Below are 14500 nucleotides of genomic sequence, written 5' to 3' on the forward strand. Positions count from 1 at the left end.
TTCTGTATCTTTTTAATTTTTGTTAAGTACATTTGCAGCGAATACTGTTGCACACCGCAAGAGAATTTATAGACGAAGAGGCGAGAGAACAGGCTCCGCGACCCTCTGGCAACCATCCGCTTCGGAAAGGTGCCACATCCTGCCCGACAAAGGGAAAATATAAATTTAGAAAACCATGAACACGACAATTTACATCTCAGCATCCGGAAGCGTATCTCTTCAAAACAGCCTGGCTTCCTCTATTGCCACCGCTTCTGCCGCGATGTGTTGTTGCTGTTGTACCTGCTAAGGAACCCTCTCTTTTTTCGGGCCTGAACTTGATCTATTTGCCACCAAGGCAAACTGCCCGCTTTTCACAAGTTTTATTTGAGCACTGATACTGCGGTAAGGCCAGCTATGCTTTTGCCAGCTGCTTTTCAGTGTTCCACAGCAGATAGTATGCGTACAGCAGCCACTACTTCCGTTTTATACTTCCGCCACTCCTTTGCTGCAGCACCTATTGCTGCACAAGCTACCGCTATGTGCCTTGCCCTTGCCTGCTGTTGCTGTATGCAGCAGTTGTTAGGCATGCGCGCCTGTTAGGTAAATCTATACTTATACAACCCTTTGTAGCGCAGCCAACATAGGCCGCGCCCGAAACTCCTATACCATATTGTACCACCAGGTCGCTTAGGCGGCAACTTATACTTTACCAGCATGCAAAGCTTCAGAACAGAAATAGAAAACCCCATAGTCGAAAAAGACATCATCGAACTGGAGAAAAAGATACGCCTTTACCGCGAAGGAAAGCTCCAGGAAGATAAGTTTAAGAGCCTTCGCCTGGCGCGTGGCGTATATGGCCAACGCCAGTTAGGCGTGCAGATGGTGCGCATCAAACTGCCTTTCGGAAAGCTGACCACGCAGCAACTGACGCGCATTGCCGATATCTCAGATGAGTACTCAACAGGTAACCTGCACCTGACTACGCGGCAGGATATCCAGATTCACTTCGTGAGTCTGGATAGAACACCCGTGCTTTGGGCGAAACTGGAGCAGGACGATATTACCTTGCGAGAGGCCTGCGGTAACACCGTACGTAATGTAACGGCCTCACCGGAGGCTGGTATTGACCCGAACGAGCCCTTCGACGTGTCGCCTTATGCGGATGCTACTTTCCGATACTTCCTGCGCAACCCAATTTGCCAGGACATGGGGCGTAAGTTTAAAATGTCGTTCTCGTCCAGCGACTCCGATACGGCGATGTCTTACATGCATGATCTGGGCTTTATCCCAAAGCTTAAGGACGGAGAGCGCGGCTTTAAAGTGATGATTGGCGGTGGATTAGGCGCTCAGCCTGCACTGGCACATACAGCATTTGAGTTTCTGCCAGAGAACAAGGTGATTCCGCTTATAGAAGGCGTGCTACGTATTTTTGACCGCTACGGAGAGCGCAACAACCGCAACAAAGCCAGGTTTAAATACCTGATTGCTAAGCTGGGTCTGGATGAGGTGATGCGCCTGGTGAATGAGGAATACAAGGCCCTGAAGTCGCATGTATATGAGATTGACAAAAGTATAGAATTCAACCCTGCACCTCCGGCAGCTAAGGAGATTCCTGACTTCGTTGTAGAGGATACAGATAAGTATAACAAGTGGCTAAAGACGAATGTGTTCAGCCAAAAACAGGAAGGATTCTACGGTATCTATATCAAAGTGCAAATTGGAGACATCAGCAGCACTACAGCCAGAAAGCTAGTGCCATTGGTACGAGAGTTTGCAGCCGATGAGATACGTGTTACGCAGGGCCAGAACCTGTTGCTGAAGTACGTGCGTGCAGAGGCGCTGCCATACTTCTTTGCTCAGCTAGATGAATTGGGCCTTGCAGAGCCCGGCTTCAACAGCGTTGCTGATATTACCACCTGCCCGGGTACCGACACCTGCAACTTAGGAATCTCGAATAGTACGAATATCACCAAAGTGCTGGAGCAGGTGATTGTGCAGGAGTACCCGGAGATGCTCTTTAACACCGACATCAAAATAAAGATAAGCGGTTGTATGAACTCCTGTGGCCAGCATGGCATGGCGAACCTAGGTTTTCATGGCTCCTCGCTCAAGAGCGGAAAAAGCGTGGTTCCGGCGCTGCAGGTGCTGTTAGGCGGCGGCACCGTGAACAATGGTGAAGGCCGTATTGCGCAAAAGTTGTTAAAAGTGCCTAGCAAACGAGGACCCGAAGTGCTGCGCTATGTGCTGAACGACTACCAGGCAAAGAAGCAGGAAGGTGAACACTTCAATGCTTACTACGACCGCAACGGCAAAGACTATTTTTACCAGTTACTAAAGCCGCTTACCGACCTTACCACCTTAACACCAGAAGATTTTATAGACTGGGGCCATCAGGATGATTTTCAGCCTGCCATTGGTGTGGGGGAGTGTGCCGGTGTGATGATTGACCTGGTAGCTACGCTGTTGTATGAGGCTGATGAGAAACTGGAATGGGCCGGAGAAGCGATGGAAGGCAAGCGATTCGCGGATGCCATTTACTACGGCTATGCAGCCTTCATCAGCACAGCAAAAGCCCTGCTGCTAGACAAAAATGTGAGCACCAATACGCAGAACAGCATCATGGAGGAGTTCGACAAAAACTTTGTAGAGACAGGCATCTTCAGCTTTGGAGCAGACTTCAAGAGCAAGGTGCTGCAGATCAATCAAAACCAACCAAGCGAGGCTTTTGCAAAAGATTACCTAAACCAGGCCCTGCTGTTTCTACAGGAAGCAACTCGCTATCGCCAGGAAAAAGTTGTGAATGTGTGAATGAGTGTATGAGCGAATCTTCAGGAAAGTAGCAAACCCTGATTTTTCATCATCTACATTCACTCAATCACACATTCACTCATTCAAAATTAAAAAAACATGGCATCAAGAAGAAAAGAGATAAGAGCTATAGCTGCGGGTGCGCAGCAGACAGGGCTAGCAAAGTATAAACTACCGAGGCTAACACTGGTAGGCGCAGGCCCCGGAGATGAAGACTTGATCACGCTGAAAGGTGTAAAAGCGCTGCAGCAGGCCGATGTGGTGCTGTATGATGCGCTGGTAAACCCGGAGTTACTACAATATGCACCAGCCCATGCCCCTAAAATATTTGTAGGCAAGCGTGCCGGAGCACATTACTTAAAGCAGGATGAAATAAACAACCTGATCGTGGACTCTGCCTTCTCACATGGGCATGTGGTGCGCCTGAAAGGAGGCGACTCCTTTGTGTTTGGCCGGGGCTACGAAGAGTTGGCTTATGCCGATAAGTTTAACATCCAGACGGAGGTGGTGCCGGGTATTTCCAGTTCTATTGCGGTGCCGGAGCTGCAGCAGATACCGCTTACCATACGTGGCGTGAACGAGAGCTTTTGGGTGATTACAGGCACAACCAGCTCTGGGGAAATCTCATCGGACGTAAGTTTGGCTGCTCAATCCAGCGCTACCGTTATAATTCTGATGGGAGTAAGTAAATTGCAGCAAATTTCAGAAATCTATACAGCCGCCGGTAAGGCAGATATGCCTGTTGCAGTAATCCAGAATGGCTCATTGCCTAACGAGAAAATTGCGTTGGGCAATGTGCATAATATTATGGAGCGGGTGGAGGCCAAAAATGTTGGCGCGCCTGCAATCATTGTGATCGGCGAGGTAGTTAACTATCACCCGGCGCTGCGCTATACCCTTGCTTTGCAAAAGCAGCAGGAATTGGTAGCTGTATAAGTATAACAACAGAAGCAATTATTCATGGATAATCTCCAGGACGATAATATTACCCTTTCTCCCGCGGCACCAGTGGCAGTAGAAGCTGCCAACCCTTTGTTCCCTGTTTTCCTGAAGCTGGAGGAACTGCATACGCTGGTAGTTGGCGGTGGGGCAGTGGGTTTGGAAAAACTCTCAGCTATACTTGCCAACAGCCCTAAGGCGCAGGTACGATTGGTTGCGCCAGAGATTCATGTTGATATTTGGGCCTTGGTGGCAAAGCACCCGCAGGTAGAGCTGGTGGTGCGCGAGTTTCAGGAAAATGACTTGGCAGATAAGGACATTGTGCTGATTGCCACAGATGATCATGTGCTGAACAAGGCCATTCGTGATCTGGCAAAGTCAAGGAAAATCTTGACGAATGTGGCTGATACGCCGCAGCAGTGCGATTTCTACCTCGGCTCCGTGGTGCAAAAGGGGAGCCTGAAGTTCGGCATCTCTACTAACGGTAAATCTCCGACAGTGGCCAAAAGAGTAAAAGAGGTGCTGCATGAGGCTTTCCCGGAGGAAATAGACCAAGTACTCGGTAAAATGGGTAAGATCAGGGCGCAACTTAACGGTGACTTTGCGGAAAAGGTAAAGCAACTAAATACACTCACAGAGGGGCTGGTAAGGCCGGTGCCAAAGAAAAAGGCTAGGTTCAGCCTGACTTCTGTGCTGGTAACGCTTTTCGCAGCCATTGCCCTGATGATAACAGGGCACCTGCTTTTTACTTACATTCCGCTGCAAAGCATTGGTAATGCAGCCATGGATGTAGCAGGGCAGATAGACTCAGACATACTTGTGTTTATACTGGCCGGTTTTGTAGCGCAGCTTATAGATGGCGCACTAGGTATGGCTTATGGCGTAAGTGCCACTACTTTCCTGCTGAGTTTTGGCGTGAGCCCGGTGGCGGCAAGTGCCAGCGTACATGCCTCCGAGATTTTTACTTCGGGCGTGTCTGGCTGGATGCACCTGAAGTTTGGGAATGTAAACAGTAAGCTCTTCAAAAACATCGTTTTACCGGGTGTGCTGGGCGCTATACTTGGTGCTTACCTGCTGTTCAGTTTTGAAGAGTACCTGTTTATTATCAAGCCAATTGTGGCACTTTATACTTTAGTGCTAGGTATCCTGATTCTGAGAAAGGTGCTGCGCAAAAAGGTAAAGAAACAGCCTGTAAAGCGCTTAGGATTCTTGGCTACAGCAGGTGGCTTCCTGGATGCCATTGGCGGTGGTGGCTGGGGACCGATTGTGTCGTCTACGCTTATTGCCAAAGGCCGAAACCCGATGTATACTATTGGCTCTGTTAACTTAGCGGAGTTCTTTGTGTCTATTGCCAGCTCGGCCACTTTTGTAGCATTTGCAGGCATTTCGCACTGGCAGGTTATACTTGGCCTTATACTGGGGGGCTCTATTTCTGCTCCTATTGGGGCGAGGCTTGCGCGTAAACTTCCGGTTAAAACCATGATGATCATTGTAGGTATTGTGGTGATAATCGTCAGTTTAAGACTGATCGTGATGGCGCTACCGTTTTAATTTTGAATTAGAAATTAAAAATTAGAAATGAGCAGAATCAAGAAGTATAAAAACGGGAGACTGAAAGTCTTGTGTCTTGCTACTTGATACTTGTGTCTAAATTATAAAACTATGGAAAAAGAAACCGGAGCGATTCGCCTCCAGGCGGAGCGGTCCCACTACCGAGAGCACTCTGTACCTTTATACTTAACTTCCAGCTTTGTTTTTGAGGATGCGGAGCAGGCCCGTGCAGTGTTTGCGGAGGAAGAGCAGGGGCAGGTGTACTCGCGCTACGCCAACCCTAATGTAGACGAACTGCTCCAGAAAATGTGCTACCTCGAGAAAGCAGAAGATGGCTTTGCCTTTGCCTCAGGCATGGGGGCTATTTTCGGCAGCTTAGGTGCGCTCTTGCAGTCCGGTGACCACGTGCTTGCCTGTCGCTCATTATTTGGGTCTACGCATCAACTGCTGACCAACATCTTTCCGAAGTGGGGGATATCGTATAGCTACGCCGATGCCAGCAAGCCAGAAGAGTGGGAGAACCTGATCACGCCTGCCACCAAGCTTATACTTATCGAAACGCCTTCTAACCCGGGGCTTGAGCTAATTGATATGGAGTGGCTGGGCGAGCTGAAGCGCAAGCGTAACCTGTTGCTTATAGTAGATAATTGCTTTGCCACACCTGTGCTGCAAAACCCCACAGATTTTGGCGCTGACCTGGTGCTGCACTCTGCCACGAAGTATATTGATGGACAAGGGCGTGTGCTTGGAGGAATAGCAGTAGGTACAAAAGAGCTGATTGCGCAGATCCGATACTTTGCCCGCCATACTGGCCCGGCTATGTCGCCGTTCAATGCCTGGGTGCTGTCTAAAAGCCTTGAAACGCTGCAACTCCGGGTAGAGAAGCATTGTGAAAATGCCCTAAAACTGGCAGAAGCTTTAGAAGGCAACCCAGCGCTGGAAAAGGTGAATTATCCGTTTCTGCCATCTTTCCCGCAGTATGAGCTGGCCAAAAAACAAATGCGCCAGGGTGGGGGAATTGTAACCTTAGAAGTGAAAGGAGGCTACGATGCTGCCAAGCGTTTTATTGATAACCTGAAGATGGCCAGTATAAGCGCTAACCTCGGAGACACCAGAACGATTGTGACACACCCAGCCTCAACCACACACTCCAAACTGAAAGAAGAAGAACGTGCAGCCACAGGTATCACCCCTGGCTTGGTACGTGTATCTGTTGGCCTGGAAAGTATAGAGGATATTATCGAAGACGTTACACAAGCATTGGAAGCAGTTTAGAAACCCTACTGCAAGATTTCATCTTGTGGTTATTATAAATAAAGCTTTCAGCTTTCGTAACGAGGCTTTTGCTTTAGCAGATATAAGTATAAACTTACATTTACAATAATGGCTGCTGTAGTTTGCAGCCATACTAGCACATAAAACATGGAAGTTAATTTAACGCGAGTAGATCAAGATTTTCACTTTGCTGCAACAGGTGCATCTGGGGTAGAAATAAACATAGATGGTTCACCGGAAATTGGTGGTCACAATGCAGGTGCCCGTCCTATGGAGCTGCTTTTAATGGGCCTTGGCGGTTGCAGCGCCATCGACATCATCCAGATTCTGAAGAAGAAGCGCCAGCAGATAGATTCCTTTAAAATCAACGTAAAGGCGGAGCGTACTCCAGGTGAGGTGCCTTCGCTTTTCAAAGAGATCCACATACATTTCATACTTGGCGGACCATTGGAAGAAGCTAAAGTACAGCAGGCTATTCAACTATCAATGGACAAGTATTGCTCGGTGGCAGCCATACTTTACAAAACAGCTACTATCAACTACAGCTTTGAGCTGGTAAAGTAGTTTGTCTGAATCAGGATTTGCAGGATGAATAGATGGACAGGATTCGGTAATGTACGTGTGGCATGGCATTGTGCCATTTGTGTATGCTTTCGCCAGTTAGAAGCTAGCTAAATTCATAGCCAAGTATGCCGCAAGTTTAGCGGTAGCGCAACTTGTGGCTTGGTGTGAGGCCAGTTTGTAACTGGCGTTACTCAAGCTTTAATTTCGCCAGTTACAAACTGGCTGCCAGACGTAACCACTAGTTACCGCTTCGCTCAAACTAGCGGCATCTCATAAAACATAAAAGCCGCTGCAAGTATAAACTGCAGCGGCTTTTATGCTTAAAATTACTTTCTACCTAGAACTCTATCTCAGAAACCATACCGGCACCTACAGTGGCAAACGAAGTTTCGTCAACCAATATAAAACCACCGTTTGAACGGTTATCCTCATATTTATCGAGCAGGAGCGGAGAGGCTGTTTTAATCTGCACACGGCAAATATCATTCAGCTGTATCTGGTCTACATCCTCCAGGTGGTCCAGGGTGTTGATGTCAATTTTGTAGTCGATGTTGCGTACCACGCAGCGGGTTTCGGTGGAGTTGTGGCGGAGCAACAGTTTAGCACCTGGTTTCAGGGCTTTGTTGTGCATCCAGCATACGGTGGCCTCAAACTCCTGCGCTACCTCCAGGTTTTCAGCTGCTTTAACTATGATGTCACCACGGCTAATATCTACTTCATCCTCAAGCTGAAGAACAACAGACATAGGGGCAAACGCCTCTTCCAGCACTTTGCCACCTAACTCTACAGACTTAACGGTAGTTGTCTGGCCTGAAGGCTGCACCGTTACTTTATCGCCAGCCTTATAAGTACCGCTTATCACTTTACCAGCATAGCCACGGTAGTCGTGATGCTCTGCCGTGAGTGGGCGAATAACGTATTGTACCGGGAAACGGGAGTCATCTAAGTTGAAATCCTGTGAAACTGGCACCTGCTCCAGGTGCTCCAGCAGACTTGGCCCCTGATACCACGGCATAGTCAGCTCAGAACCCTCTACAATGTTATCGCCTTTCAGGGCGCTAACAGGTATAAAGGTGATGTCTTTGGCGTTCAGCTTCTTGGCAAACTGCTTATAATCAGCTATAATCTGATTATACACCTGCTCGTCATAACCTACCAAGTCCATCTTATTGATGCAGATAACCAAATGCGGAATACCTAGCAGGGAAGAGATAATAGAATGGCGACGCGTCTGCTCCTGTACTCCTTTGCGGGCATCTACAAGTATGATAGACAAGTTTGAGTTGGATGCACCTGTAACCATGTTGCGGGTATACTGAATGTGACCCGGCGCATCGGCAATGATAAACTTACGCTTTTCGGTAGAGAAGTACTTATAAGCTACATCAATGGTGATGCCCTGCTCGCGCTCTGCCTTCAGACCATCCGTTAACAAGGAAAGGTCAACCTGCCCGTCTTCGTTCAGGCGGCCAGAGCTTTCGATGGCTTCCAGTTGGTCGGCAAAAATCTGTTTTGTATCGTACAGCAGGCGACCTATCAGGGTGCTCTTTCCATCGTCTACGCTGCCTGCGGTAATAAATCTTAGTATATCCATCTTAAAAGTATCCTCCTTTTTTGCGGTCTTCCATTGCTGTTTCAGACAGCTTATCATCGATACGGGTCGCGCCACGCTCACTTATTTTAGACTCCAGAATCTCCGCGATTACGCCGTCTATATCATGTGCGATTGACTCTACAGCAGCTGTACAGGTCATATCGCCCACCGTGCGGAAACGTACCTGCTTTCTCACTACCACATCGTCCGGCTCCTGATAAATAAAGTCAGACCATGCCATCAGCTTCCCATCACGCACCAGACACTCGCGCTCGTGAGTATAGTAGATGTTCGGCAGCTCAATACCTTCACGTTTGATGTAGTTCCACACGTCTAGCTCCGTCCAGTTTGAGATCGGGAACACGCGTACGTTTTCACCTTTTGTGATGCGGCCGTTGTAGATGTTCCAAAGCTCCGGGCGCTGACGTTTCGGGTCCCACTGGCCAAACTCGTCACGAACAGAGAAGATACGCTCTTTGGCGCGGGCTTTTTCTTCGTCGCGGCGGGCACCACCAATGCAGGCATCAAAGCCAAACTCTTCGATAGTTTCTAATAGGGTATGTGTTTGCAGCGCATTGCGGCTGGCGTAGCGACCTTTAGGTTCCGATAAACTCTTGCGTTTGATGGTGTCTTCCACGTTGCGCACGATCAGCTTTTCGCCCAGGCGCTCTGCTAATTCATCGCGGTAGCGAATAGCCTCTGGGAAGTTATGGCCGGTATCGATGTGCACCAGCGGGAACGGGAATTTACCCGGTCTAAAGGCTTTCTCAGCCAGGCGTACCAGTGTGATAGAATCTTTGCCGCCCGAAAAGAGCAGGGCTGGCTTTTCAAACTGCCCCGCTACCTCGCGCATAATGTGGATAGCTTCTGCCTCCAACTGGTCGAGGTAATCCAGATATCTCTTTGTCATAATTTGTATTTAATTCTGAATTATGAATGCTGAATTATGAATTGGAGCAAGAAGCCTATGCCTTTTATCCATTCACAAAACACATTCATAATTCATGATTTCTAATTTATAATTAGCTATCGTGCGTGCAAGCCGCATTCTTTTTTGGAGTTGTCTTCCCACCACCAGCGGCCGGCTCTAAAGTCTTCACCTTCAGCGATGGCACGGGTACAAGGGGCGCAGCCTATGCTTACAAAGCCTTTGTCGTGCAGCGGGTTGTATGGGATGTTTAGCGTTTTTACAGCAGCCTTTACATCCTCCAGCGACCAGTCCAGCAATGGGTTATACTTAATCAGTTGGTGGCCTTCGTCCCATTCCAGCAGCTGCAGGTCCTGGCGTGCACCTGATTGATCGGCACGAATACCCGTCACCCAGATGTTCACTCCTTGCAGGGCGCGGTTCAGTGGCTCCACCTTACGGATGTAGCAGCACTGTTTTCTGTCGTCGATGGAGTTGTAGAAGCTCATAGGGCCTTTTTCGTTTACCAACTGCTCTACCGCCTCATGCTTCGGGAAGTATACTTCTATCTTTTTGCCGTAGTGGTTGTTGGTTTTGTGCAGCAGGGTATAGCTCTCGTTAAAGAGGCGACCTGTATCCAGCGTGAACACACGTATCGGCAGGTTATTCTCGAAAATGAAATGCGTAATGACTTGGTCTTCTATACCAAGGCTGGAGGAAAAGGCAATATTGCCATTGAATTCCTGTGCCAGACGCTGCAATCCCTCCTCAGCCGAAAGTCCGGTAAGGGAGGCGCGCAGGCTGTCCAGCTTCGCCAGCAATTCTTGTGATAAATCCATGGGATATACTTTAATCTCTTGAAAACTAAATTGGTAACTGACGTCCCATTCATGGCTATAACTATGCCAATCCACCACAGGAGGAGCAGGCACCGGTATTTCTGCTGTGCTCTAAGAGTGGCAGCAGGCTCCTGCGGGAGCTTTTTTAAAACCGTAATGGGACTGGTGAGAGGAGCTTTAGCAGCTGGAACAACAACAGCAACAACAGATCTGCTTTGCGCGCGCAGTTGTTGGGGCAGAGGCAGCAAGGGCTGTGGCGTAGCCATAACCTGCTGGGGTAAGTGTTGCTGATGTAAGGTTGTAGGTTTGCATTGCTTTATCAATTTATATGCCCCGGCCCGGCCGGGATAGGATTTGGCACCTTACCGTACCGGAGGTTGCCAGAGGGTCGCGGAGCCTAGTCTCTCGCCTCTTCTTTATAAATTTATTACAGACGTTACGTCCATTGGTGATACTCCTACAAAATTACGGCTTTTTCTGAGATGTGTAACCCTTTGTGTAAAATATTGTGAAACAGCGGTGAAGATAAGGGCCACAGGGCAGAAATAACAGGTGCCTGGGTCAGCGGAAGTGGCGTGGTAAAAGCTGTATGAGGGCTGTATTTGCTGCGTTACACTCCCGGGCCGCAGGCGGTCAGGCCGCCAGCTGGGTTACATACTTTACGAGCGAGCGCTTGGCGATGGGCAACAGCGACTGCTCCACCGGAATCGGCAGCTTGGCCACAGCCAAAAACGTAGCCGGGTTGGGCAGCTCCTGGCGCTCTCTTATCAGTTGCACTTTGAGGTGCTCGTGTGTCTGGGCCAGGCTGCGCCGCACTGTTTGCAGGTGCCGCGTGTTAATGCCCCGGTACTTTTCGTAGGTATTCTCAAACACCGTGATGTGGTAGGCATACACCTGCGTTTCCTTGCCGGGGTAAGTGTCCAGAAAGAGGTAGCCCTCGTTGTGGTACATGGGGGTAATACCGACCGGGCTGATCTCCAGGTGGCGCTCCACAAACTCATAGAGTTCTTTGCCTTCCCCCAGCGCCTGGCTGAACAGCGGCGTGGCGTATTGTATGATTTCCTCTATCTGCTCCATCGTTTCGTCGTCCTGCACGATTTTCTCATACACCAGCTCCAGCTTTTCAAAGTCGGCACGGCTGATGCGCTGCGGAAACGACTCGTACACCAGGCGCTTGTGCTCCTTTACCTGTTGCAGGTTGCGGTAGTGCATGATCAGGTCCGAGAAAATAGGGTAGAGGCGCTGCTTGCCAAACTCTGATTTGGCTGCCTGCAGGTAAGCCAGCAGCAGGTACTTTTTATACTCAAAATCCAGAAGCCCTTCGGTGAGCCAGTTGACAGGTAGGGTGTTCATAGGCCATCAACTTAAGTAGTTTGTACTTGTGCTATTAAACGGAAAAGGGGCAGGAGAAGGTTGGGCAGCGGTAAACGATTGGAGCGGCAGCGCCTGCGGTGGGAGCAAAGCACCGGTAGCCCGGCCGGCTTACCTAAAGCCGAACAGCAGCGGGAAGAGAAACACCACAACGACTACCCAGGCACCGTAAACGGGAGCGTACGCAGCAATAGCCCTTCCTACAGCAGCTGTGTCAGCCTTTCTGGTCACGCTTCTGTAGAGGCCAAAGGTTACCAGCAGCAGGTTTGCCAGGATCAGGATGTTGCCTCCCAACACAGCCAGCCTGTTGGGCGTAAAGCCCCACTCCGCTATCCGGAACAGGATGGCAGACAGCGCGATGCTGTTTACAAGTATGGTTACTACTGACAAAAGCAAAAGCACCCAGGCCGCCGTGGTGTTGCGCGCTGCCCTGGAGTTTTCTGCCACCGAAAAGAAAACAATAGCCATTACCCCGATCAGCAGCAAGTTAAAGAGGAGCAGGAACTCGCGGTCGTTGTAGGGGTCTTTGCCGGAGTACACGATGGCGCCCAGGTAAACCACAAGCATGGCCAGCACTAGCGGCCCAAAGATCCTGGCAATAACAGGGGAGACCTTGTTTACCAGCTGCGGGTTGGTCTGCGTCAGGTAAGTGCCCACGATAGGGGCCCCGGCCAGCCCGAAAATGCCGACGTACTGAAAGTATAGCTCCTCAATCTGAAAACCGATCAGCGAGAATAGCCCGATCGTGAGCCCTGTCATTATTCCTCCGGCAATCAGAATAAGCGTCGTCATGACCAGCAGATCGCCGTTGTACCGCAAGTAGTCGAGCCGTTTGTCGTAGCTGTTGAGGTCTTGGCCTGCATAGGCAGCGCCTAAAAGCACCCACAGCAACAGGAGCAGGTGGATGCACGCCAGCAGCAGTGTATCGCTCTCGGTGGATGCAGGAAGGGCGTTTATGTAGATCAGCGAAAGCAACATCACTCCGCCGAGCACGGCAATGCGCTGGGGTGGCAGGTTATTCTTCCAGGCAAAGTAGGCCGCCAGGAGCGGAAGAAAGATAAAGCCTGCGTTTCTAGGGTAAAAGAACGCTTCGCTGACATGGAACAGGGCCGGTATTTTAGCGATAAAGCCTGCCGTTAAAGCCGCAGCCACAACCAGCAACAGTTCTGTGGTGGAGCCCCAGTTAATCTCGTCTGATTCGTACTGTAGCCTTTCGTTCCAGCAATCGGCAAGGGTGTTGCCTTTCAGCTCCGGGTACACCATACTGAAGGCTCGCTTAAAGGGGGCTTTGTTGCTTCTGTACAACTTTTCGAGCTGCCCGGGGTCGTTGAGGTGGATTAAGATCTCTTCTTTCATGGCTGTTTTTTATCTGGAGGAAGAATGCTTTTGATTCTGTGGTGTTTACACAACTTGTAGGTGCCCTAAGGCGATTTCTGCCGCCACAGCAGTACTGGCCGGTCAGTCAATCATGTCTCCAAGGTCACTAACGCCCAGCGTAAACAGGATAAGGATTACGCCCAAGATGACTTTTACCAGGGGCGGTATCGAAAAGCCGAGTCTGTTCCGGAGCAGTGCGCTTGCCGGAGGAGCGTAAAGGGAGGAAAGCAGCAGGTAAACAACTCCCGGAACAGGATGCACCAGCGTCAGTTGCAGTAAGCCGGTTACAAAAACCGCTAGGGCAAACACCCAACTGGCAACGTACGATACTACGGCGGCGCCTTTCATTGCATTGCAGCTTAACTTCCCGCGAAAGGCGACCCGAATATGCCCACGGCAAGCTCCGCCCAGACCAGGAAGAGGACGATTAGAGCAGCTGCAATGATGGCGATCCTGTAGTTTGCACTCTTGACCTTCCGCAGGACCAATTCACACAGGAGACCGGTGCCGAGCAGCAGGGCACCAGCAACTATAAAATCAAACAGCGTCCAGACCACTTCATCGGTGAACTGTATGGCTGTGAATGGAATCAGCAACAGGAGCGCTACTGCGAGCACAATGCCTGTAAGTCGTTTGTTTTGCGTAACCATAATCTTTCTTTTTTTGATGAAGTTTGAATCGTGTGTTTTGTGCTTTAGGGGCTACAAATAGCCGTTGCTATAGTGTGCTAATCAGTAGCTTACCTGCGTTTACCACTGCCCAGGCAAGCCACGGCCATACTTGTTCCAGGAGCTCTCTCTTTGCCACACGCTACCTTCCGTGGTTCCATTTCTACCCACATAGGGGCAAGATGCTGAAGTGTAGGTGTTTGCGTGGATTTGGGATGTTAGTCCCACATCGTGCCGTTTAAGCCTAGAACAACGCCCAGCCACAGCACGACGAAGTATACCAGCAGGCTTAACGTATAAGCCAATGCCGTTCTCCAGCCGCCCTGGCACCGCAGGTGGTCCATGTTGTAGTAGAAGAGGCCACCCAATGCCCCCGCCAGCGGGACCACCAGTAGCGGTTTAACCATCCAGAACGTTGGCCACTCTGGCTCAGGCTCTCCAGCCCCTATCAGGAAAAACGCGATCAGAAGTAGCCCTGCCGCTGCGCCCTGCAGCATGCGCCTGCCTACTGAGGCCGGGTGGACCGGCTGGTGTTGAGGTTCGTTGTGCTGTGCCATAACTGTATTGTTTTTAGTGTAGCATTTGTTTTTGCAAGGTATTTTTAAAAGTACTTTGAGTTTCAAAG

At 49.9% G+C, this 14500-nt stretch carries 13 protein-coding genes and 2 riboswitches; of the genes, 5 read left to right on the forward strand and 8 right to left on the reverse strand.

Features of this window, described 5'->3' with window-relative positions; all coding sequences use genetic code 11:
• The first annotated feature begins 63 nt into the window (after positions 1–63).
• Positions 64–166, forward strand: a riboswitch (SAM riboswitch).
• Between the two features lie 530 nt (positions 167–696).
• The 5 genes from CA264_RS02525 to CA264_RS02545 all read left to right on the forward strand — a co-directional run bounded on the left by CA264_RS02525 (position 697) and on the right by CA264_RS02545 (position 7119).
• Entirely contained in the window at positions 697–2790 is a 2094-nt protein-coding gene (locus CA264_RS02525; RefSeq protein WP_025604292.1) for a nitrite/sulfite reductase, read from the forward strand.
• A 99-nt stretch (positions 2791–2889) separates the two neighbouring features.
• Positions 2890–3726, forward strand: a complete 837-nt coding sequence (gene cobA, locus CA264_RS02530; protein WP_025604294.1) for a uroporphyrinogen-III C-methyltransferase — start codon at positions 2890–2892, stop codon at positions 3724–3726.
• A gap of 24 nt (positions 3727–3750) precedes the next feature.
• Positions 3751–5280, forward strand: coding sequence for a TSUP family transporter (locus tag CA264_RS22425; protein WP_025604296.1), 1530 nt, complete (start codon positions 3751–3753; stop codon positions 5278–5280).
• A gap of 111 nt (positions 5281–5391) precedes the next feature.
• Positions 5392–6555 carry a trans-sulfuration enzyme family protein gene (locus CA264_RS02540; protein WP_025604298.1) on the forward strand — a complete coding sequence of 388 codons (1164 nt, stop codon included), beginning with the start codon at positions 5392–5394 and terminating at the stop codon, positions 6553–6555.
• A gap of 147 nt (positions 6556–6702) precedes the next feature.
• Complete coding sequence (locus CA264_RS02545; protein WP_025604300.1) at positions 6703–7119, forward strand: OsmC family protein; 417 nt, start codon at positions 6703–6705, stop codon at positions 7117–7119.
• A 337-nt stretch (positions 7120–7456) separates the two neighbouring features.
• Here CA264_RS02545 and CA264_RS02550 read toward each other — a convergent pair whose 3' ends face one another.
• From CA264_RS02550 to CA264_RS02585, 8 genes are all read right to left on the reverse strand, one after another.
• Positions 7457–8713, reverse strand: coding sequence for a sulfate adenylyltransferase subunit 1 (locus CA264_RS02550; protein ID WP_025604302.1), 1257 nt, complete (start codon positions 8711–8713; stop codon positions 7457–7459).
• 1 nt (position 8714) lies between these two features.
• On the reverse strand, positions 8715–9623 hold the full coding sequence (cysD, locus tag CA264_RS02555) for a sulfate adenylyltransferase subunit CysD (RefSeq protein ID WP_036775047.1): 909 nt from the start codon (positions 9621–9623) through the stop codon (positions 8715–8717).
• A 116-nt stretch (positions 9624–9739) separates the two neighbouring features.
• Entirely contained in the window at positions 9740–10459 is a 720-nt protein-coding gene (locus tag CA264_RS02560) for a phosphoadenylyl-sulfate reductase (RefSeq protein ID WP_025604306.1), read from the reverse strand.
• Positions 10460–10780: 321 nt separating this feature from the next.
• A riboswitch (SAM riboswitch) is annotated at positions 10781–10884 on the reverse strand.
• A gap of 208 nt (positions 10885–11092) precedes the next feature.
• Positions 11093–11812, reverse strand: a complete 720-nt coding sequence (locus CA264_RS02565) for a hypothetical protein (RefSeq protein WP_025604308.1) — start codon at positions 11810–11812, stop codon at positions 11093–11095.
• A 129-nt stretch (positions 11813–11941) separates the two neighbouring features.
• Entirely contained in the window at positions 11942–13186 is a 1245-nt protein-coding gene (locus CA264_RS02570) for a DUF4153 domain-containing protein (protein ID WP_025604310.1), read from the reverse strand.
• A gap of 102 nt (positions 13187–13288) precedes the next feature.
• On the reverse strand, positions 13289–13555 hold the full coding sequence (locus CA264_RS02575; protein ID WP_025604312.1) for a hypothetical protein: 267 nt from the start codon (positions 13553–13555) through the stop codon (positions 13289–13291).
• 11 nt (positions 13556–13566) lie between these two features.
• On the reverse strand, positions 13567–13857 hold the full coding sequence (locus CA264_RS02580) for a hypothetical protein (RefSeq protein WP_025604314.1): 291 nt from the start codon (positions 13855–13857) through the stop codon (positions 13567–13569).
• Between the two features lie 236 nt (positions 13858–14093).
• Positions 14094–14432: a hypothetical protein gene (locus CA264_RS02585; RefSeq protein ID WP_025604315.1), complete on the reverse strand. Its 339-nt coding sequence runs from the start codon at positions 14430–14432 to the stop codon at positions 14094–14096.
• Positions 14433–14500 lie beyond the last annotated feature (68 nt).

It is taken from the genome of Pontibacter actiniarum, assembly GCF_003585765.1.
GTDB lineage: Bacteria > Bacteroidota > Bacteroidia > Cytophagales > Hymenobacteraceae > Pontibacter > Pontibacter actiniarum.